The 20,784-nt window shown below is 52.1% G+C and carries 17 protein-coding genes; 16 read left to right on the top strand and 1 reads right to left on the bottom strand.

What is annotated here, in order from left to right; genetic code table 11:
- Nucleotides 1-4 precede the first annotated feature (4 nt).
- The 9 genes from KZ771_RS06915 to purF all read left to right on the top strand — a co-directional run bounded on the left by KZ771_RS06915 (nt 5) and on the right by purF (nt 10,365).
- Nucleotides 5-1,162 (top strand): 4-phosphoerythronate dehydrogenase, encoded by a 1,158-nt coding sequence (locus tag KZ771_RS06915; protein WP_290654752.1) that lies wholly within the window; start codon nt 5-7, stop codon nt 1,160-1,162.
- A gap of 45 nt (nt 1,163-1,207) precedes the next feature.
- On the top strand, nt 1,208-2,224 hold the full coding sequence (locus KZ771_RS06910) for an aspartate-semialdehyde dehydrogenase (protein WP_290654751.1): 1,017 nt from the start codon (nt 1,208-1,210) through the stop codon (nt 2,222-2,224).
- A gap of 126 nt (nt 2,225-2,350) precedes the next feature.
- Nucleotides 2,351-4,603, top strand: a complete 2,253-nt coding sequence (locus tag KZ771_RS06905) for a FimV/HubP family polar landmark protein (RefSeq protein ID WP_290654750.1) — start codon at nt 2,351-2,353, stop codon at nt 4,601-4,603.
- 12 nt (nt 4,604-4,615) lie between these two features.
- Nucleotides 4,616-5,401: a tRNA pseudouridine(38-40) synthase TruA gene (gene truA, locus KZ771_RS06900; protein ID WP_290654749.1), complete on the top strand. Its 786-nt coding sequence runs from the start codon at nt 4,616-4,618 to the stop codon at nt 5,399-5,401.
- A 94-nt stretch (nt 5,402-5,495) separates the two neighbouring features.
- On the top strand, nt 5,496-6,386 hold the full coding sequence (accD, locus tag KZ771_RS06895) for an acetyl-CoA carboxylase, carboxyltransferase subunit beta (protein ID WP_290572225.1): 891 nt from the start codon (nt 5,496-5,498) through the stop codon (nt 6,384-6,386).
- Nucleotides 6,387-6,398: 12 nt separating this feature from the next.
- The gene (gene folC, locus KZ771_RS06890; RefSeq protein ID WP_290654748.1) at nt 6,399-7,703 is read left to right on the top strand and encodes a bifunctional tetrahydrofolate synthase/dihydrofolate synthase; all 1,305 of its coding nucleotides are present in this window, start codon (nt 6,399-6,401) and stop codon (nt 7,701-7,703) included.
- A gap of 2 nt (nt 7,704-7,705) precedes the next feature.
- Nucleotides 7,706-8,272 (top strand): SPOR domain-containing protein, encoded by a 567-nt coding sequence (locus KZ771_RS06885; RefSeq protein WP_290654747.1) that lies wholly within the window; start codon nt 7,706-7,708, stop codon nt 8,270-8,272.
- Between the two features lie 66 nt (nt 8,273-8,338).
- Nucleotides 8,339-8,833 carry a CvpA family protein gene (locus tag KZ771_RS06880; protein ID WP_290654746.1) on the top strand — a complete coding sequence of 165 codons (495 nt, stop codon included), beginning with the start codon at nt 8,339-8,341 and terminating at the stop codon, nt 8,831-8,833.
- Between the two features lie 14 nt (nt 8,834-8,847).
- On the top strand, nt 8,848-10,365 hold the full coding sequence (purF, locus tag KZ771_RS06875; RefSeq protein WP_133539064.1) for an amidophosphoribosyltransferase: 1,518 nt from the start codon (nt 8,848-8,850) through the stop codon (nt 10,363-10,365).
- Nucleotides 10,366-10,488: 123 nt separating this feature from the next.
- On the opposite strand, the gene astB is transcribed toward purF, so the two are convergent.
- On the bottom strand, nt 10,489-11,826 hold the full coding sequence (astB, locus tag KZ771_RS06870) for an N-succinylarginine dihydrolase (RefSeq protein WP_133539198.1): 1,338 nt from the start codon (nt 11,824-11,826) through the stop codon (nt 10,489-10,491).
- A gap of 294 nt (nt 11,827-12,120) precedes the next feature.
- Between astB and topA the strand changes: the two genes are divergently transcribed.
- The 7 genes from topA (at nt 12,121) to KZ771_RS06835 (ending at nt 20,735) form a co-directional block, all read left to right on the top strand.
- Nucleotides 12,121-14,739, top strand: a complete 2,619-nt coding sequence (topA, locus tag KZ771_RS06865) for a type I DNA topoisomerase (protein WP_290572232.1) — start codon at nt 12,121-12,123, stop codon at nt 14,737-14,739.
- Nucleotides 14,740-14,847: 108 nt separating this feature from the next.
- Entirely contained in the window at nt 14,848-15,255 is a 408-nt protein-coding gene (locus KZ771_RS06860; RefSeq protein ID WP_133539066.1) for a hypothetical protein, read from the top strand.
- Nucleotides 15,256-15,260: 5 nt separating this feature from the next.
- Entirely contained in the window at nt 15,261-16,763 is a 1,503-nt protein-coding gene (locus KZ771_RS06855; protein WP_290654745.1) for a hypothetical protein, read from the top strand.
- Nucleotides 16,763-17,881: a hypothetical protein gene (locus tag KZ771_RS06850; protein ID WP_290654744.1), complete on the top strand. Its 1,119-nt coding sequence runs from the start codon at nt 16,763-16,765 to the stop codon at nt 17,879-17,881. Before KZ771_RS06855 ends, KZ771_RS06850 begins: the two co-directional genes overlap by 1 nt.
- A complete protein-coding gene (locus KZ771_RS06845) occupies nt 17,878-18,303 on the top strand; it encodes a hypothetical protein (RefSeq protein WP_290654743.1) in 426 nt (141 codons plus the stop codon). Before KZ771_RS06850 ends, KZ771_RS06845 begins: the two co-directional genes overlap by 4 nt.
- Complete coding sequence (locus tag KZ771_RS06840) at nt 18,296-19,708, top strand: ATPase, T2SS/T4P/T4SS family (RefSeq protein WP_290654742.1); 1,413 nt, start codon at nt 18,296-18,298, stop codon at nt 19,706-19,708. The genes KZ771_RS06845 and KZ771_RS06840 overlap by 8 nt, the downstream gene beginning before the upstream one ends.
- A complete protein-coding gene (locus KZ771_RS06835) occupies nt 19,698-20,735 on the top strand; it encodes a hypothetical protein (protein WP_290654741.1) in 1,038 nt (345 codons plus the stop codon). Before KZ771_RS06840 ends, KZ771_RS06835 begins: the two co-directional genes overlap by 11 nt.
- Nucleotides 20,736-20,784 lie beyond the last annotated feature (49 nt).

Here is a 20,784-nt window from a genome sequence, read left to right as displayed (position 1 = left end):
TTACGTGCATATTGTTGCTGATCAAAATATACCCGCATTGTCGTCATTATTGGCGGATGCGGGTTGTTTGTCTCTGTATGCCGATCGGTGCCCGCCCGATGATTTGCTAACCGATGCCGAGGCGCTGTTAGTACGGTCGGTAACGTGTGTCGACGAGGCCTTGTTGGCCAAGGCGCCGCAGCTAAAATTTGTGGCCACAGCCACTATTGGTACCGAACACCTGGATTTAGATGCGCTGGCCGCCCGCAACATTACCGTTGCCAGTGCGCCCGGCGGCAATGCTGATTCAGTCGGCGAGTATGTGTTAACGGCGGTATTAGCACTGTTTCAGCGACGTCAGCAATTAGCTGCGCTCGCCGATATGGAAGTTGCCATTGTCGGTGCCGGTAATACTGGCCGTGCTACAGGTCGACGCTTGCAGGCACTGGGTCTTAACGTACATTACTACGATCCGCCGTTGTTAGAGTCTAATTCGCAACTGCCGCTTGATCTTCATGACCACTGGCAACGGGTATTAAACGCTGACATCATCAGTTGCCATGTGCCGTTGATAAAGGACGGCGCACATCCCACACATCACTTGTTTGATATCGAGGCACTGCAATCTTTGCATGCAGAGCAAGTGCTGATTAATGCCAGCCGTGGTGCGGTGGTTGATAACCGCGCCTTAACCGATGTTTGTGCGCAGGGTGATTGCCCGTCGCTGATACTGGATGTGTGGGAGGGGGAACCTCAGATAAGCACACAGTTACTGGATGTCGCCGCTATCGCGACCCCGCATATTGCCGGCCATAGTGCCGAGGGCAAGGTCGGTGGTGCCATCATTGTCGCGCGGGCACTGCATGACTTTTTGCAGTTGCCTTTTGACGGGAGTATCGATGACGTGCTGCCCGCATGCCCCTGGCCAAATTATGACGCCAATCGTCTGCAAACTCTGGATGATCTGACCGCGCTGGCGCTGCACCGCTACAACATCTGGCATGACGATGCGCTGATGCGCGAGCATGGTACAACGGCTGCGGGTTTTGATCAGTTGCGCAAAGGTTATCGTAAGGATAATCCGCGTAGACAGTTCAACAATCAACGCATTGCATGTCATAATAGGCAGCAAGTCGAACAATTTTCGCAGCTTGGGTTTAGCGTGCTCGGATCAGTGCGTTAAGGCAGACCCAATTGCTGCAGCCATTTTTAAGTGACAGGAGCTGTTATGTCTGAAGGATTTCGCGTTGCCGTTTTAGGTGCTACTGGTTTAGTTGGTCAGCAAATGATCGAGATCCTGGCAGAGCGGAAATTCCCTGTCAGTCAATTATTCCCGCTTGCCAGTGCGCGCTCAGCGGGTGCCACGGTCAATTTTGCCGGTGAAGAGATCGAAGTACTGAATGCCGATGAATTCGACTGGAGCGAAGCGGATATTGGCTTTTTCTCTGCCGGCGGCAGCATCTCACGGGAGCTTGCGCCAAAAGCGGCCGAAGCAGGCTGTGTGGTTATTGATAACACCTCTGAATTCCGCTACGAAGCGGATATACCGCTAGTGGTGCCGGAAGTTAACAGTTATGCACTGGCCGACTTTCGCAACCGCAATATTATTGCTAACCCCAATTGCTCAACCATTCAAATGTTGGTGGCGTTAAAGCCCATTCATGATGCCGTTGGTATTGAGCGGATCAACGTTGCTACTTATCAGTCCGTATCCGGTGCGGGAAAAGAATCGATGGAGGAGTTGGCTAAGCAAACGGCAGAACTGCTGAATGGCAAAGAACCAACCGTGGCCAACTTTAGCCGCCAGATCGCCTTTAACTGTATTCCGCAAATCGATATTTTTATGGATAATGACTACACCAAAGAAGAAATGAAAATGGTGTGGGAAACCCACAAAATCTTTAATGACCCAACCATTCGGGTTAATCCGACAGCGGTGCGAGTACCGGTGTTCTTTGGTCATGCCGAGGCCATACACATAGAGACGCGACAGCCGATTACCGCCGAACATGCCAAACAGTTACTAACTGACGCACCGGGCGTAACCTTATTCGAAACCCGCGAAGAGTTCCCTACGCAGGTGGGTAACGCTGCCGGCCATGACGATGTGTTTGTTGGCCGTATTCGCGAAGATATTAGTCATCCGCAGGGTTTAAACCTGTGGGTAGTGTCAGACAATATTCGCAAAGGCGCAGCGACCAATTCAATTCAAATTGCTGAGCACTTGATTCGCGACTATTGGTAAGTACTGGCGCTATGCAAAAATTGTAAAAGCATAAAAGACGGTGGTAAAAACACGGCGCTTATGTCATAAAGTTTTTATAACGTACGCCGTTAATAATAACAGTAAAGCGCGGGCAGAGATTAAAGGATGAAAAAAACCACTATCGGACGCACAGATCGACCCTTACATTACTATCTTGGTGTTGCCGCTTTAGTGTTGAGCCTGGCGGGCTTAACGGCTCCGGCTTTGGCACAGGATGATGGTGTCATCATTAAGGGCGAGAAAGGCTCCGAAGCGACGGATGTACGCAAAGGGCAGGAGCGTTACGGCCCGATAACCTCAGCTGATACGCTATGGGCGATTGCCAGCGAGTATCGTCCACACTCTAGTGTTACTCAATACCAGACCATGATCGCGATTGCACAGGCGAACCCGCGCGCCTTTGTCGATGGCAATATTAACCGCATGCTGGATGGCTTTTATTTACGCATTCCGAGCCTGCAGGAAATTCAGATGATTAACCCGGAAACCGCACGTCGCCGGGTGTTAGCCGATCAACAGTTAGAATCTCAGCAACAGCGCTTGTCGCAGGCACAGCAGCAAACCGAAAACACGCGTGAACAACAGCAACAGTTGTTGGAACAGGCCCGCGAGCGTGCAGAACAGGTTATTGCGCAGGTTGAACAGCAACAGCAGCAAAGTTTTAGTCAGTTGCAGAGCGAAGTTAACGAGTCAATGCAGGCGCTGCAGCGTGTTTACGACGAGAACGAACAAATTCAGCAGCGTCTGGATGCGCTGGCCGACCGCATCGAAGAGTTATCTGCCGGATTACAGCAAACAGGTGAACTGGAACAGCAATTTGACCAGTTGTTGCAACAACAGCAACAACTGATGGCAATGCAGCAGCAAGAGCAACAACAGCAAAGCTCGGGATTTTTAGACTGGTTAAAAAATCCACTTAATTTAGCATTATTGGCTATTCTGCCGGCTTTATTGATCATTGTAGCCTTGTACCTATTGTTCTTCCGTCGCAAGTCCACTGCTGACGATGACACGCCGTTGGCGACCCAAAAGAACACTGAGCTGAATGACGAGGAAGCATCTAAAGCGCTGGACCGCGAGCTGATGGAAGGAGGCCAGGATAGCGACGACGATGGCTTGTTTGATTTGGACGGTGACCTGGGCCATGAAGACGATGATGACTTAGGCGATGACTTGAGCGCATTGGAGGCCGAATTAACGCAAACCGGCCAGGCCGACGATGATGACGATTTTAGCATTCGACTCGATGACGAAGAAGATAACGATGCCGGCGACGATGAACTGGACGAAGATGATGCCAGCCTGTTGCCGGATGATGATGAGTTGACGTCGGAGCCGGAACAGGAACCAGCGGCAGAACCGCAGCAACCGGCTGATGACGAGGAGGAGGGCGACAGCGAATTGTCGCAGGAAGAACTCGACCGGTTATTTGCTGAAAGTGATGACAATGACGAGCCGGCATTAGATTTATCGCTCGATGATGACGAAGATGACGCTCAACCAGACGATGATGCGTTGGTTGCTGAAGCCGAACCCGATACTGAGCAAGAGGCTGAACCTGAGTCAGAACCCGAACCCGAACCCGAACCCGAGCCCGAATCAGAACCAGAGCCTGAACCAGAATCGGAGCAAGAACCAGAGCCAGAGTCCGAGCCACAACCCGAAACTGAGGCGACCACCGCTGAAGACGAGGATGAGCAGGACGATGCTTTTGAAGATCCCGACGATGCCGAGGAGGCTCTGGCACAATTAGGCGTCCAGGAAGGCGATGAAGAAGACGACACAGCGACTGATGATCAGGATCTGGACAGTCTATTACGCGAATCTGAAGAGCTCGAGTCAGAACTGTCGGAACTGGATGAGATTGAAGAAGAGTTGCCTGAAGATGACGAAGCCCTGGCACAGGCCGAAGATCAGGCTGACGACGAACTGGATGATTTCTTCGGTACTGCTGAAAAAGATGCCGACGCCGAAGATGCTGACGCCGAAAGAACGGAAACCGAAAGTGCTGATGCGGAAGAGCAACAGCCATCGGAAGCTGAAGACGACGAAGACGGCGGTTATGTCGATATCGATAAGTTGATGGAAGATGCCGAGGGTGATGGCGAAGAGCAGGACAACTACCAGGCTTCAGCGGTTGAAGATCTTCTTAATGACGAGGAACTTGATAACCTCGGCGACGACAGCAGTGATGACAACGTCGATGAAGAAGCCTCAGCACAGCTCGATTTGGCACGTGCATACATCGATATGGGTGAAGAAGACGAAGCCAAAGAGATATTACAGCAGTTGATCGATGGTGAGGATGAGTCACTGTCAGCCGACGCCAAGGCCTTGTTGTCACGCATTAGCAGTTAAGGAAGTTGATTTATGCGTATGGCTTTAGGCCTTGAATATGACGGCAGCTGCTATTATGGCTGGCAACGACAACAGCACGTTGACTCAGTACAACAGCGGTTAGAGGCGGCGCTCAGTAAGGTTGCTGACGAGCCAATCGAGACCGTTTGTGCCGGCCGCACCGATGCCGGCGTGCATGCCACCAACCAAGTTGTTCATTTTGATGTATCGCAGCCGCGCCGGGCAGCCGCCTGGACGCTCGGCATCAATAGTAATTTACCCGCCGATATTGCGGTGCGCTGGGCGCAGCCGGTTGCTGATGATTTTAGTGCACGCTTTAGCGCAACGGCACGACGCTATCGTTATATTATCGCCAATACCCGTTTACGCCCCGGCATCCATAGCCATGGCGTTAGCCACTATCACCATCCGTTAGACGAACAAGCCATGCAGGCGGCGACGCCCGCGTTGCTCGGTGAGCATGATTTTAGTAGCTTCCGGGCCGCGCAATGCCAGTCTAAGTCAGCGCATCGTCAGGTCACCCACCTGCAAGTGAGCCGCCGCGGCGAGTTTATTATCGTTGATATTAAAGCCAATGCATTTTTGCATCACATGGTGCGTAACATTGTCGGCAGCCTGATCGTGATAGGCCGGCATCAGCAGCCACCTGAATGGCTAGGCGAGCTGTTAGCCTGTCGTGACCGCACTCAAGCGGCAGCAACGGCCAAACCGGGCGGTTTGTATCTAGTGGCTGTCGATTACCCCGAGTCGTGCAATATTCCGCAACCTGAACCGGGACCACTGTGGTTTGTTGAGTAATACGATTTGTGGAATGACCTCTTTGCTTGACCCAGTTGTGCTACCATGTAAGCTATCCGACAATTAATACACCGAGTGTAAGAAGCAGACCGATATGAGCTGGATTGAACGAATTCTTGCCAAACCAAAATCAAATAAGCGTAAAAACGTTCCTGAGGGCGTTTGGAGCAAATGTACGGCATGTGACGCGATTATTTATCGCAATGACTTAGATCGTAATTTAAGCGTGTGTCCGAAATGTGATCACCACATGCGTTTAACCGGTCGCGAACGTTTAGCGCTATTTTTAGACGAACAAGGTGTTAGCGAGATTGCGGCCGAGTTAGAACCCAAAGATATCCTTAAGTTTAAAGACTCGAAAAAGTACAAAGACCGTATTGCTGCGGCGCAAAAAAGCAGTGGCGAAAAAGACGCACTGATTGCGCAGCGCGGCACGGTGCAAGGTGTGCCGGTAGTAGCGGTTGCGTTTGACTTTAACTTTATGGGCGGCTCGATGGCTTCCGTGGTTGGGGCAAAATTTGTCAAGGCCGTGGAAGAGTGTCTGGCTCACCGTCTGCCACTGGTATGTTTTTCGGCATCCGGTGGTGCGCGTATGCAAGAAGCGCTGATGTCATTGATGCAGATGGCAAAAACTTCGGCAGCGTTGGCGCGCATGAGTGAAGAGGGCCTGCCTTATTTTTCGGTGTTGACCGATCCAACCATGGGTGGTGTGTCGGCCAGTTTGGCGATGTTAGGCGACGTTAATATTGCTGAACCGAAAGCGTTAATTGGTTTCGCCGGACCTAGGGTAATCGAACAGACGGTGCGTCAGACATTGCCGGAAGGGTTCCAGCGGGCAGAGTTTTTGCTGGAGCACGGGGCGATTGATATGATCGTTGATCGCCGTCAGATGCGTGCGACCATTGCCCGACTGTTGGCGAAGATGATGAATTTACCCTCACCGGCTGCGGGTGATGAGTCGGACCAGCCGTTAGTTGAAGCATAAACGGAAACGGCTATGACAGCAGGGAAGGACTTAGTAACACCACCACAAGCGCCGGGTCTCGACTCGGCGCTTTCTGATTGGCTTAGCTATCTTGAGCAGTTGCATAGCAGCGAGATTGATTTAGGCCTGCAACGGCTGGGCAAAGTCGATGCCAATCTGCGCCAGGGACGCAAACCGGCACGTTTTGTGATCACGGTAGCCGGCACCAACGGCAAAGGCTCCACGGTTTGTTATCTGTCGACAATTTTGCAACGAGCCGGCTATAACGTCGGCGTTTATTCGTCGCCGCACATGAGCGATTACCGCGAGCGGGTGCTTGTTAATGGCCAAATGTTGTCTGAGCAGGCTCACGTGGGCGCCTTTAATGCGGTCGAACAAGCTCGTGGCGAAACTTCGTTAACCTACTTCGAATTCGGCACCCTGGCAGCCTTTTATCTGATGCAACAGCAGCCCCTCGACGTCGCCATTTTAGAAGTCGGCCTGGGTGGGCGCCTGGATGCGGTCAATATTGTTGATGCGGATGTCGCTGTAGTCACCCGTATTGGCATCGATCACGTCGCTTTCCTGGGCGATAACCGTGAACAGATTGGTTATGAAAAGGCCGGTATTGCGCGCGCCGATAAACCCCTGATTTGCGGCGATCCTAGTCCGCCTAAAAGCATTGCCGGCCACGCCCGTGATATCGGTGCGCGACTGATGCAACGTGGTCGCCAGTTTAGCTTTAGCGAACATGCTGCGGGCTGGCATTATCGGGGCATTGACTCGAATTTGATGAATCTGCCGTTACCGCAACTGCCATTGCAAAATGCGGCAACCAGCCTGGCTGCGCTGGAATGTTTACCCTTGGCGGTTAGCGCTGATGCCATTGCGCAGGGTCTTAGCGAGGCGCAACTGAGCGGCCGCATGCAGCAGCTGCTGTATCGAGATTGCGAGCTGCTGCTAGATGTTGGGCACAACCCGCAGGCCGCGGAATATCTGGCTGAAGAAATTCCCAAACGGTTTAAAAATCGTCCGGTTTACGCGGTGGTGGGGATGCTCAAAGACAAAGACCATAGCGGTGTGTTTAAGGCGCTGGCTGGTTGCGTATCGCGTTGGTACCTGGGGTCTCTGAGTGAGCCCAGGGGGAATACGGCGGTGCAGCTAAAAGCCGGACTAACGCCGCTTGATATCGAACCAACGGGTGAGTTTGACAGTGTCGAGGCGGCCTTTGAACAGGCGCTGGCAGATGCTCAGGCAACACAAATCGAAAAGCCGCTGGTGTTCGTATTTGGCTCGTTTTACACTGTCGGCAGAATTAACCAGCAAATAAGGAGCTAAGTGTGGCCAGCCCTCTTCAAAACCGCTTGGTTGGAACCATCATCTTAGTGGCTCTGGCAGTCATCATTCTGCCGGACGTGTTAGACGGCGAAAAGGCCGAAACGGTGGAGCAGTTCGAAACCATTCCTTTGCAGCCTGAGCAACAAGCCAGTTTGCAGCAACCACAGCCGTTGCCTGAGGCAACTAAACAACAGTTACAACAGCAATCACAAAGCGGCGATGAGGCGGCAACCAGCGACACAGCTGACGCTACCGAGGCGCAGCCGATTGCAGCCGACAAAGTGCAGGCTGAGTCATTACAGGCGCCACCACGTAAACCGCAGGAGTTCGCTGCGGACGGCGATGCCTATGTAATCCAGCTAGGCGCTTTTAGCCAGGCCGGCAGTGTCGAAAAAATAGTGCAACAGCTTAAACAAAAAGGGTTTGCTGCTTATGCGCAGCGTTCCGGTAACCTGACCAAGTTGATGGTAGGCCCGGATACCTCCAAAGCCGAACTAGAAAAGCAGTTGCCGATATTGAAAGAATTGACCGGACTGAGTGGCAAGGTTTTAACTTATAATCCGTCGTAAAAAAAGCCACATCGGCGCTGTTTTTCTGTTAAAATTCGCCCACTTTTGATGGGCTAACGAGTGCTTATGCTCTGGATAGATTTCGTCATTCTTGGCATTATTGCCATATCAACGTTGGTGAGTTTGATCCGCGGCTTTGTAAAAGAGGCGGTTTCACTTGCCGTCTGGGTAGCTGCATTTTTTATTGCCAGCCAGTTCTACCAGGATCTTGCCGTTTATTTTACCCAAATACAGGATCAAATGCTCCGCAATGCGGCGGCGATTGCCGTGCTCTTTGTGGTGACCTTAATCCTGGGCGCCATCATTAACTATATTTTATCAAAATTGGTACAGACCACCGGATTGTCAGGGACAGATCGCGTGCTGGGACTAGTATTTGGCGCGCTGCGCGGAATTCTAATTGTTAGTGCGTTACTATTTTTCATGGATTCTTTTACCGGTCTGTCCGATAGCCAGTGGTGGCACGACTCGGTGCTCATTCCCCATTTTGGCGTTTTCATTCAGTGGTTTTTTGAATATCTGGAAACCAGCTCGAGTTTTATTGTCCCGAAACCGGTTTAAGAGGTTATCTTTTTATGTGTGGTATTGTTGGTATCGTAGGCAAGCAGCCCGTTAACCAGGCGTTGTATGATGGGTTAACTATGCTTCAGCACCGGGGTCAGGATGCCGCCGGCATTATGACGGTGGATGAACACCAGACGCTGCGTCTGCGCAAAGCCAATGGCTTGGTACGTGATGTGTTTCATACGCGTCACATGCACCGTTTAGCCGGTACCGTTGGTATTGGCCATGTCCGCTATCCGACGGCAGGTAGTTCGAGCTCCGCTGAGGCGCAGCCATTTTATGTGAATTCACCGTTTGGAATCGCGATGGCGCACAATGGTAATTTAACCAACGCCGGTGATGTTCATAACCACTTATTCAAAACCGCCCGTCGCCATATTAATACCACCTCAGACTCTGAAATCTTACTTAATGTATTTGCTAACGAGTTGGATAAAAACGATAGTCTGCGCCTTAATGACGACGATATTTTCCGTACCATTACCGCAGTACACCGCAAAATTCGCGGTGCTTATGCCGTTGTTGCGATGATTATCGGGCATGGTTTAGTGGCCTTTCGTGACCCCTGGGGTATTCGCCCGCTGGCATTGGGTAAACGCGAAACTGCTGACGGCGAGGAATATATTGTCGCCTCAGAAAGTGTTGCTATTGATGGTACGGGTTTCAAATACGTACGTGATGTCGAGCCCGGCGAAGCCATTTATATTACTAACGACGGCAAGCTTTATTCGCGTCAATGCGCCGACAAGCCAAAACATTGTCCGTGTATTTTTGAGTATGTTTATTTTGCCCGTCCCGACTCGTTTATTGACGGTATTTCGGTTTATGCGTCGCGGGTTAATATGGGCCGCAAGCTGGGCGAGAAGATCAAGCGCGACTATGCCGATCTCGACATAGACGTAGTGATTCCGATTCCCGAAACCAGTAACGATATCGCGCTGGAAATAGCCAGTGAGCTGGACTTACCTTATCGCCAGGGCTTTGTTAAGAACCGTTACATCGGCCGTACCTTTATCATGCCGGGTCAAACGCAACGGCGTAAATCGGTGCGGCGCAAACTCAATGCGATTAGTGCCGAATTTAAGGATAAGAACGTGCTGTTGGTCGACGATTCGATTGTGCGCGGCACCACCTCAGAGCAAATTATTGAGATGGCCCGTGAAGCGGGTGCGAAGAAAGTCTACTTTGCCTCAGCGGCGCCGGAAATTCGCTTCCCGAATGTGTACGGCATCGATATGCCAAGTGCGAACGAGTTGATTGGTCATGGCCGTGAATCGATGGAAATCTGCGATATGATCAAGGCGGATGGTTTGATTTACCAGGAACTTGAAGACTTAGTGGCTGCAGTAGGGCAACAAAACCCAAGCATTCAGCGCTTCGAAACTTCGGTATTCAATGGTGAATACGTAACCGGCGATATCAGCCAGGAATATCTGGATCAATTAGATGCTGCCCGTAATGATACGGCGAAAGCGGCAAATGCCAGCAGCGAAGACGCCAACCTCGAACTCCACAACGACAACGATTAACTAAGTGCCGCCTGCGGCGGCACGCTAGGCGCGGGCATACGCCCGCTTGCCAGGCAGCGCGGGCTTCGCCGCGCTTTGCTGGGCGGCACTTCGCGCCTTGCTGCAAGCCACCGCAGGTGGCGCTTAGCGTTGAAACGCGTAGACCGAACCGATTTTGAGGATTTGCGTTAGTTCGTCCAACGCAGTGCGCGACTCTTCCAGTAACGCCGGATCGCGTAAATCATCGACCGCCAGTTCGTCACGGTAATGCTTGTTAACCCACTTATTTAAGCGCGCAAACAGCTCGTCAGACATTAAACAATGTTGGTTGGCCGCATCCAGCTCTTCGTCGTTTAACGCCACACGTAAGCGCAGACACGCCGGGCCACCGCCGTTGCGCATGCTTTGTTTTACGTCAAAAAACTCAACCCGCTGGATTGGTCCACCGCTGGCAACCAGTGAATCAAGATAAGCCTTCACGCGCTCGTTCTCCTGGCACTCTGTCGGTGCGATAATGGTCATCTTACCGTCTGGCGGGGTGATCAACTGGGTGTTAAATAAGTAAGTACTAACAGCGTCCTGCACGCTGACCTGGTCCGTACCTACCTTAATAAAGTGTAATTCACTGTCGCCGAATTTTTGCTGGATTTCGGCCAGTTTCGCTTCGGTATCGGCAAACGCCTGCTCATGGTAGAACAGCACGTTTTGGTTACCCACCGCGATAACGTCATTATGGAATACGCCCTGATCAATAACGTCAGGGTTTTGCTGGATATAAACGGTGTTGCCTTCGTCCAGTCCGTGCAGGCGCGCGATAGCCTCACTGGCTTCCAGTGTCTGTCGGGCCGGATAACGAGTCGGCGCAGGTTTTGACGAATCAAACGCATGGCGGCCATAAACAAACACCTCGACCCCGGCATGACCATACTCACGGCACAGGCGGGTGTGGTTAGCAGCGCCTTCGTCGCCAAAGTGTTCGTTGTCCGGCAAGTGGGTGTGGTGCTCAAAGTAACGTTCGTTGGCGAACATGCCCTGCAAAATACGACCGCTGGTTTCCGGCTCCAGCGAACGGTGAAATTTGTTGGTCAAGTTAGCCGGGGTAAAGTGAACCTTGCCATTCGCTGTGTCAGCGCTGGGTGATACCGTTGCTGCATTGGCTGTCCACATACTTGATGCCGAACAGACCGCCTGGAAAATAGCGGGTGCCTGGGTCGCAGCTTTATACAGCACCTCGGCATCGGTACCGGAAAATCCTACCCGACGCAGCGCATAAACATCGGGACGTTCTTGTGGTGCCAGAACGCCTTGCTTCATGCCCATGTCGTGTAACGCCTTCATTTTAGCCAAACCCTGAAGCGCAGCATCTTTGGGGCTGGACGACGATTTTGCATTCGCCAGCGAGGCCACATTGCCGAACGATAAGCCGGCATAATTATGGGTAGGGCCAACCAGGCCGTCGTAGTTAACTTCAAAATGTTGCATGGTCACGTTCAGGCGCTCCTGTAAATTAGTGCGTCGAATGGATCGATTTAACGCCATTATACGTTGTATTAATGCGCTTGTAAGCCTTTAATTTTGGGGCTTTTGGCAAAGCGGTCAGGAACTGATTGTTTATGTTCTTTGTGCGAATTTTTATCAAATTCATCGACAACGGTTGTTTCTGTTGGCAATTACCGATATACCTAAAAAAAGGAAATGCCGGCCGCTTAGCACTTGCAATTGTGCTATCGAATACTTATATCGTCGGTCAATCATCATTAAGAGAAGCTAACGTCTATGGCTAAATCGCTCGTTATTGTCGAGTCCCCGGCAAAAGCAAAAACGATTAACAAGTACCTGGGTAACGACTTTGTAGTTAAGTCGAGTGTGGGGCACGTGCGTGACCTGCCAACCAAAGCAGTAGAGAAAGTGCCGAGTAAACCGGCGGCGGAAATCCGCAAAATGGAGCCGGAAGAGAAAGAACGTTACCAAAAGCAGCGCGACTATAAGCGTCTGATAGCACGTATGGGTATTGATCCTGAGCACAATTGGGAAGCCCACTACGAAGTACTGCCGGGCAAAGAAAAGGTCGTTAAAGAACTGCAGCAATTAGCAAAAAAATCCGATGCCATTATTCTGGCGACGGATTTGGACCGCGAAGGGGAAGCGATTGCCTGGCATTTAAAAGAACTTATTGGTGGTGATGACCAACGCTACAAACGCGTGGTGTTTAACGAAATCACTAAGTCGGCCATACAGGAAGCTTTTAAGCATCCGGCAGAGCTCAACACGGCCCGCGTTAATGCGCAGCAAACCCGCCGTTTTCTGGACCGTGTGGTGGGCTTTATGGTGTCGCCGCTATTGTGGAAGAAAATCGCCCGTGGCTTATCGGCCGGGCGGGTACAGTCCGTTGCGGTACGTCTGGTAGTAGAGCGAGAGCGCGAAATTAAAGCCTTTGTGCCGGAAGAGTACTGGGACGTATTTGCTGATTTAACCACGCCATCGTCTGACGCATTGCGGATGCAGGTGGCCAAAGAAAATGGCAATAATTTTCGTCCGGCCAATGAGCAACAAACACAGCAGGCGCTGGATCAGTTAAAAGGCGCTGACTATCAGGTTGTTGCCCGCGAAGATAAACCGACCAGCAGTAAGCCGTCAGCACCTTTTATAACCTCTACCCTGCAGCAGGCAGCCAGTACCCGGCTTGGGTTTGGGGTTAAAAAGACCATGACCCTGGCACAGCGGTTGTATGAGGCCGGTCATATTACTTATATGCGTACTGACTCGACTAACTTGAGTGCCGACGCTGTCAGCGCTTGTCGTGCCTTGGTAGAAAAAGATTTTGGTAAGAATTATTTGCCCGAACAGCCTAATCGCTATGGCTCGAAAGAGGGCGCGCAGGAAGCGCACGAGGCGATCCGACCGTCCGATGTTAAGGTCAAAGCCGACCAGCTGAAACAGATGGAGCGCGACGCGCAACGTTTATATGAATTGATTTGGCGGCAGTTTGTGGCGTGCCAAATGGTGCCGGCTAAATACACCAGCACCACGTTAACCGCGCAGGCCGGTAATTTTGAATTAAAAGCCCGTGGCCGGGTAATGAAGTTTGCCGGTTGGACTAAGGTTATGCCGCCGTCAGGCAGCAAAAAAGACGGCGACCAAATTTTGCCCGACGTGAATAAAGGCGATGTGCTGGATTTGCAAAAGCTGGATCCGCAGCAGCACTTTACCAAGCCGCCGGCACGATACAGCGAAGCGTCGCTGGTTAAAGAGTTAGAAAAGCGGGGCATTGGCCGGCCATCAACCTATGCGTCGATTATTTCGACCATTCAGGATCGCGGTTACGTGAAGGTCGAAAGCCGTCGTTTTTATGCCGAAAAAATGGGCGAAATCGTCAACGATCGGTTGCTTGAGAATTTTACCGACTTGATGAATTACAACTTTACTGCCGAGATGGAACAGGCGCTGGATGATATCGCAGCCGGTGAGCGTGACTGGAAGCAGACGCTGGATAAATTCTACGAGGACTTTAAAGAGCGGCTGGAAAAAGCCGAAATGGAACCCACTGCCGGTGGTATGCGCGGCAATCCACCCGTTCTGACTGACATTGACTGCCCTAAATGTGGTCGCAAAATGGGCATCAGAACGGCCTCTACAGGTGTGTTCTTAGGTTGCTCCGGGTACAACTTACCGCCGAAAGAGCGCTGCACCCAGACGTTGAACCTGGTGCCGGGGGAGGACGCGATTAAAGTTTCTGACGATGACGAAGCAGAAACCGAGGCGCTGCGCGCTAAAAAACGCTGTCCTAAGTGCGGTACGGCGATGGACAGTTACCTCATTGACGAAAAACGTAAACTGCATGTGTGCGGTAATAATCCGACCTGTGACGGCCATTTAGTCGAGCAGGGCGAGTTTCGGATTAAAGGCTATGACGGCCCGACTATCGAGTGCGATAAATGCGGCTCGGAAATGCAGCTTAAATCCGGACGTTTTGGCAAATACTTTGGTTGTACTAACGAAGACTGTAAAAATACCCGTAAGTTATTGCGCAACGGCGAGCCGGCGCCACCGAAAGAAGATCCGGTACCGTTACCGGAGTTACCCTGCGAAAATTCTGACGCATACTTTGTGTTGCGTGATGGTGCGTCGGGTATTTTCCTGTCGGCCAATACCTTCCCTAAATCGCGCGAAACACGTGCGGTCACGGTCAAGGAACTAGCGCGCTTTAAAGATCGTCTGCCGGCTAAGTTTAAATACCTGGCCGAGGCGCCGCAGGAAGATGACGATGGTAACGAAGCAATTGTGCGGTTTTCGCGTAAAACTAAAGAGCAGTACGTTGTTACCGAGGTGAATAAAAAGCAAACCGGCTGGAAAGCGTTTTATAAAAATGGCCGCTGGGAGATTGATAGTAAGTAGTCAATTGCTTACAGCGGTTGTCGGTTATAACCACTAGGCAGTCACGGATCTTCTTTCTACAGTTGGGAGTGTCAGGACGACACGTCAACAGGATAAGGAGATCCAATAATGTCGCAACACGTTTCCCTCTCTCAGCTCGGTTGTTTCATTATGTTGGCACTCCCGGTTGCTGCATCTGCAGCAACCGGGAATTCTTCCTGTCAGCCGCTATTACTTAACCAACCGGCAGTGGCCAGCGCCTTGCCGCGCGAAGCCAACCTGCCGGCACCGTCAGCTGCTGTCGTTACCGAGCTTTATCCGGGCCAGTTAGAGCCGCAGATTAGACGTCTGTTAAAAGAGCATCTGGCGATAAAAGTGCTTGACTGGCAGGCATCCCCGCATCACCAATGGCCCACCGAGCACCAAGTGAGTGCTGACAGCTGGGCTGAGTTACTGCGCCGCATTTTACAGCCTTACAAACTGCAATTAGTGATGCATCCCAATCATAGTGCTGTTGTTCGATATCGAACGCTGTAATACCAATGTTGTTATTAAACCTCTGGCGTTTGCCTGTGGTGCTGCTACTGTGCATGCAGCTGACCGGGTGTATGCAAAGCCCGCAACAACTGCTGTTGCAAGCGGATGCCCTGCAACGTCAGCAGCATCAGCAATTAAGCCACCAGTATCCGCATCAAAGGCTGCCTAAGCCGGTTGATACAGTTGTAGTCAGTGAACAATTTTATGTACCGAAACTGGATGCCCGACTGGCGGCCAAACCAGCCTGGTATAGTCGGCAGGTAACTGCTGATATGCGCGGATTGCCGCTGCAGGATGCATTGCATCAAATATTGAGCCCCCTGAACGTGCGCGTCAGTTTTGCCGATGAAGTCGACACTCACACCTTAGTTTACGCTGACCACAAGGGCACCGTAGGGCAGTTGCTTGAATGGATCGCTAACGCAAATCAGTTACTTGTGGAACCCCACGCTGCCCGGGTTGAGGTTAAGCAGTTGCAGGTACGACGTTTTGATGTCTCGTTTTTGTCCGGCGATACCCGTTTTATGCTGGGCGATCAGGGCAATACATCACGACTGCCGTCCACACAGCAGCAAAATTCAGTTTCTCAGCAGGGTAATCAGTATCTCAATTTTGCCTCAGAACAACTGTCGCTGTGGCAGGATCTGGAGCGAACGTTGCAGTTAATGTTATCAGAGCGCGGCGAACTGGCCATCAGCCAAAGCTCGACCTCTGTAGTGGTCAAAGATACCCCAACCGTCATCGCTACAGTAGCCGATTATATTGACGATCTGAACCGGCAACTTACCCGGCAGGTAGCGATTGATGTGCAGGTGATTGAGGTTACCTTTAATGATAGCGAGCAGTTCGCGATCGATTGGCAATTGATGCGCAACATGCAGGAACTGGGGCCGATTTCTGCGCTGAGCTCGTCCGGGATGTCTGCGGCGCAATCAGTGTTATCACTGGGTCTGCAAAAAACCACGGGACGATTTGCCGGCTCGCAAATACTGATCGATGCCTTGCAACAACAGGGCGAAGTGCGAGTCAGTCATCAACCGCGGGTGTTAACACTGAATAATCAGGTGGCTCGTATTTTGGTTGAGGACGAAACCACCTATCTGGCGTCTGCGGGCTCCACCAGCACCCCTAACGTGGGTACCGAGCAATTACTTTTGCCGGGAAAAGTGACCACCGGTTTTGAACTGTTTTTGTTGCCCAAAATTCAACAACAGCAAGTTATTTTGCAGCTATCGTCCAGTCTTAGCGCATTGCGCGGGCTCGACATGGTCAGTTCCGGCGCACAGCAAATTCAAACGCCACGCACGTCGCGTAAAACCTTCTTTTTGAAAGCTATGGTCGGTCACCAACAAACTTTGTTGTTATCCGGATTGCAACATGCCCGCAGCGAATCGGGCGAGCGTAAGGGATTATTTAGCTGGTTGGCCGGCGGAGATGTCAAACAATCACTGGGTAATAGCGAAACCCTATTGTTGTTAACACCGCACGTGATTGGAGTTGAAGGCTGATGCAGGCGGCTGTTGGTGTATTCAGAGAATGTTGGGGGGTCAAAAGACCACCCGTTAAAGCGGTGCAGGAGCGAGCCAAAAGCCTGGGGTATCGCTATGCACAGCTCTATTTTATTGCCGGTAACTGGTGGCTGTCATTGGCTATGGCCGCCTGTGCTGACGCGGTATTGGGTATTTCCGCAAAAGTGCGGCCGCAGGCGCAATGTTGGATCCTGGTAAAACACGGCAATGGGCCCTTGCTGATTATTTGGCAGCAGGGGCGGCTGCACCGAGTGTGCCAACAATCGCTGACCGATTGTGTTGCAGAATGTAATTCGGCTGGTGCCAGTGTCGAGGAGCAGCAATATTTACAACATGGCTGGGTAGAGCCGTTACCGGAACCATGGGCGGACGCAGTTGACGTTGATTACGATCGCAGCCAGCGGTTGGTCGCACTTGAGTCACTGCCTCAATTGGCGTTATACCGAAAGCCGCGTCGGCGATGGCAATGGCTGGTGGTTCTGGCATTGCTGCTAACGGCAGCTGCCGGCGGCTGGTGGATGTTGGCGCCAGTGGACACTGAACACAGCAAGGCTCAGCTTGAAGCGGTCAATGCCGGCGCTAAAGGTGGACGACAGCGGTTGCCGTTGGCGGCGGTTTTTGAACGGGTCGAACCCCTGGCAATGCGGCGCTGGCAGGGAGCCTGGCAATTACAGTCAGTGGAATTAAAGGGTACGCACTTAACCACGCGTTACCATGGCTATGCGCCGTTAGCGCTCTACTCAATGCAACAGACTGACGTTATTAATAGCGGGCCGAATCAGCAACAGCCGATCACGCGCAGCCAGGTGCAGGATATATCGACGGTGCAGCAACCGTCAGCAGACCAGCTTAGTCCCTGGCGGTCCGATGCGTTATTACGAGCGTTACTGACCGAAAACCGGCCCGGCCTAAAAATTCAAAGACTGGGTAGTCAGTGGCAATTTAACTGGCAACACTGGTCTTTGCCGCAGCTGCGTGAGTTGAGCCAGCGCTTAGCGGCGGTGCCACTACATTTACAAAAGCTTTCCCTGATACCGTCTGAACAAGGCTGGAATGGCAATTTAACGTTAACTAACCCACCTAAGGTGATGCCATGAAAAACTATCCTATTAAGCGACTACTTTTGCTGCTATCTATGGGGTTGCCGTTATTAAGTGCAGCGCAGCAAGTACAGCCGCAAACAACAGCATCGGTGGATACGTCCAGGCGCGATGATAATGCCGCCGTAGCCGCATTGAACCAGCACCACCAGCAGACACAGTTGCAAATTCAGCAACAACGCCTCGACAACGAACTGATGCGCTTGCGCCTGGCGTATGCCGATATGAACGCAGAATTACGTCAACTGGACAGCACTCCTGCTAACACTACTGCGACAACAGCATCGCAGCCGGAAGCTGGTACATCGTTGCAAATTATCAGTCAGGTTAATTTTTCGCATATGCGGTTGCAGTGGTTAGGCGGGGAACAGCCGCAATGGCGACTACAAAAAACCAATAAGGATTCGCCTAATGACTGAACCGTTGATGGATAGCCAGGCGTTGCAGGGCTGCGTGATCCCGTCACCGATTCTGCAATATTGTCTGGAAGTGACTGAACGTTGGCGTCAGCGCGGTGATTCGGATTTAGCCATTTTAGCGACCGAATCAGGTATGTTGGTTTGCTCTCCTGCGGTTGCTCACCGGGGTAACACCGAAATGAATAACGTGCGACAGCTGTTGCAGGAGCGTATCGAGAACGCAGTGGTTGTGGCTTACTCGAGCGCCGCCAATATCCGGCTGTTGCTAACCGAGGCCGACCGCGCCAATGGTGCTGGTAAGGGCGCCGACAATGCGCTGGTTAATGACGTTACGCGTGCTCAGCAAACCCTGACCGACCTGGTCAGCGAGGCACTGACTATGGGAGCCAGTGATATTCATCTGCGTTTTACCCACGTGCAGGCGTGGATAAAATTTCGCGTAAAAGGGCGTCTGGTAGGCACCCAGTGCCGCAGTCGCGAGGCCATGCTGGAGTCTATTGCCGCTGCGCTTAATACCTACAGTGACGACTACCGCGAAGTGTTTAACGAGCAACGCAGCGATAGTGCCAGTATCGAGTTACAGCTACCGGCGACTACCGAGCGCTCGGCGCAACAAGTCCGTTTACGATTGCAGAAGTCACCACTTAATCATGGTTTTTCGGTAACCTTGCGGTTACTTCCGGAGCTGCCGCAACAGGCCTTAAACCTGCAAGACTTATCGATGCCGGTTGATGTTCGGGCGGGCATTGACGAACTGTTAAAGCAACGGCATGGGCTGATTTTGATTGTTGGCGCTACCGGACAGGGTAAAACGACCACACTGGCAGCAATCAATCGACTGTTTGGCGAGGCGAAGAAGATTATATCGCTGGAGGATCCCATAGAGATTGTGCAGGACAATGTTGAGCAGCGTTGGGTCGATGGTCAGCATGACAGTTTTGCTGAGCATATAAAAATAGCGCTGCGTGAAGATCCCGATGTCATTTCGATTAGCGAAATTCGCGATACAGCAACCGCCAAAGCGGCGGTGATGGCGGCACTGACTGGTCATGTGGTTACGGCAACCCTGCATGCGCATGATTGCATCGGCGCGATCCAACGCCTGGCTAATCTTGGGGTTAGTGTGAATGAGCTAATAGCCGGCGGCGTATTGCAGGGCATTATCGCGCAACATTTGGTGCATCGACAGGATGACAGTGTACTGATCGCAGAATACGTGCTGATAGATTATCCGGCGCGACGCTATCTTCGACGCGAGGATTACAGTGGCTGGCGTGAACATTTACAGCAACAAGGCTGGCAGTCAATGGCTGACCGCTGGCGCGCTCAACATCCTGCACTAGCCAGCCTGCACGAACCGAATCAAGTTTACCAGTACAGTGCGCAGGGTCCTTGTGCCGGTTAATCAGTTGCGACGGCTCAGCTGGTCTAAAAATCGCCAGTGGCAATGGGTCGAAGATTATTGCCACTGGCTTGATGACGGCTGTAGCCCGTTACAGGCAGCGGAAGCCATGCGGTTAAGTGCAACACACTACAACTTGGTTCCGGAACAGCAGATGGCGCAACGTTTGGCCGACTGCCTGCGTGCCGGATTACCGATGACTGATGCCTTAAAAGGCTGGTTACATCCGGGGTTACTGGATGTATTCACGCTGGGGCAGCAACAAGATTGCTTAACTGAATTGCTGCAGCAGTTCAGAACCTTTGAGCGCAGACGCTACCGGCTGGTCATGAGTTTGTGGAAGCAGCGCGTTTACCCGCTGTTTGTGCTGTTACTGGTATTAATCGCTACGGCAGTGGCCGGGCAGGCTTACTTCCCGCGACTGCTGGCATACAGTCCCGCCGCGGTTGAGCATTGGAGTGTTAATGCGGTGAGCTTGCTGTCGTCGCTATTGGTTAACTGGGGCGCTTTATGGCTACTGTCAGGGGTTGCTCTCGGGCTTGTTTACCGTTGGCTGGGCCAGCACTGGACCGGGCGCTGGCGGTTACGGCTGGAACGACTGGGTATGTTTGGGTATACGCGGGCAATGGGAGCCGTCTGGGTAACGCAGATGCTGGCGCTGTTGTTACGTCATCGCTTGAGCTTACAGGATGGCCTGCGACAACTGGAGCCGCTGGCAAATACCTACGTCCGCCGTCATTTGCAGACCATGAGCCAGCATTTAGCGCGTGGCGAAAGGCAGCTGGCTGAGGTGATGGGCACGGGGCTATTGCCCAAACAACTGTTGTTTCGGTTACACAACAGCAGTCAGCTGGGGCAGGCCGTAGACGGTTTGTGGCGCACCGCGCTGCGCAGTGACAAAGCGATACGTGCTGAAATTATGAGCCGGCAACGGTTACTACTGGGCTTGGTGTACCTGGCTATTGTCGGATTATTGATGCTACTGATACAGGCTGCAGGGCAAATTATGCAGCAGTTACTGATGGCCTGACGGTGAGGCTAAATAAGGGTCGCAGGAAACGTTTTAATCGTTATTTTTA

Source organism: Idiomarina sp., assembly GCF_019431395.1.
GTDB lineage: Bacteria > Pseudomonadota > Gammaproteobacteria > Enterobacterales > Alteromonadaceae > Idiomarina.
This window is presented reverse-complemented; position numbering and strand designations above follow the sequence as displayed.

Coding starts and splice junctions, on each gene's coding strand:
- KZ771_RS06910 (WP_290654751.1), top strand. CDS start 1,208: ATGTCTGAAGGATTTCGCGTTGCCGTTTTAGGTGCTACTGGTTTAGTT.
- KZ771_RS06905 (WP_290654750.1), top strand. CDS start 2,351: ATGAAAAAAACCACTATCGGACGCACAGATCGACCCTTACATTACTAT.
- truA (WP_290654749.1), top strand. CDS start 4,616: ATGCGTATGGCTTTAGGCCTTGAATATGACGGCAGCTGCTATTATGGC.
- accD (WP_290572225.1), top strand. CDS start 5,496: ATGAGCTGGATTGAACGAATTCTTGCCAAACCAAAATCAAATAAGCGT.
- folC (WP_290654748.1), top strand. CDS start 6,399: ATGACAGCAGGGAAGGACTTAGTAACACCACCACAAGCGCCGGGTCTC.
- KZ771_RS06880 (WP_290654746.1), top strand. CDS start 8,339: ATGCTCTGGATAGATTTCGTCATTCTTGGCATTATTGCCATATCAACG.
- purF (WP_133539064.1), top strand. CDS start 8,848: ATGTGTGGTATTGTTGGTATCGTAGGCAAGCAGCCCGTTAACCAGGCG.
- astB (WP_133539198.1), bottom strand. CDS start 11,826: ATGCAACATTTTGAAGTTAACTACGACGGCCTGGTTGGCCCTACCCAT.
- topA (WP_290572232.1), top strand. CDS start 12,121: ATGGCTAAATCGCTCGTTATTGTCGAGTCCCCGGCAAAAGCAAAAACG.
- KZ771_RS06860 (WP_133539066.1), top strand. CDS start 14,848: ATGTCGCAACACGTTTCCCTCTCTCAGCTCGGTTGTTTCATTATGTTG.
- KZ771_RS06855 (WP_290654745.1), top strand. CDS start 15,261: ATGTTGTTATTAAACCTCTGGCGTTTGCCTGTGGTGCTGCTACTGTGC.
- KZ771_RS06850 (WP_290654744.1), top strand. CDS start 16,763: ATGCAGGCGGCTGTTGGTGTATTCAGAGAATGTTGGGGGGTCAAAAGA.
- KZ771_RS06845 (WP_290654743.1), top strand. CDS start 17,878: ATGAAAAACTATCCTATTAAGCGACTACTTTTGCTGCTATCTATGGGG.
- KZ771_RS06840 (WP_290654742.1), top strand. CDS start 18,296: ATGACTGAACCGTTGATGGATAGCCAGGCGTTGCAGGGCTGCGTGATC.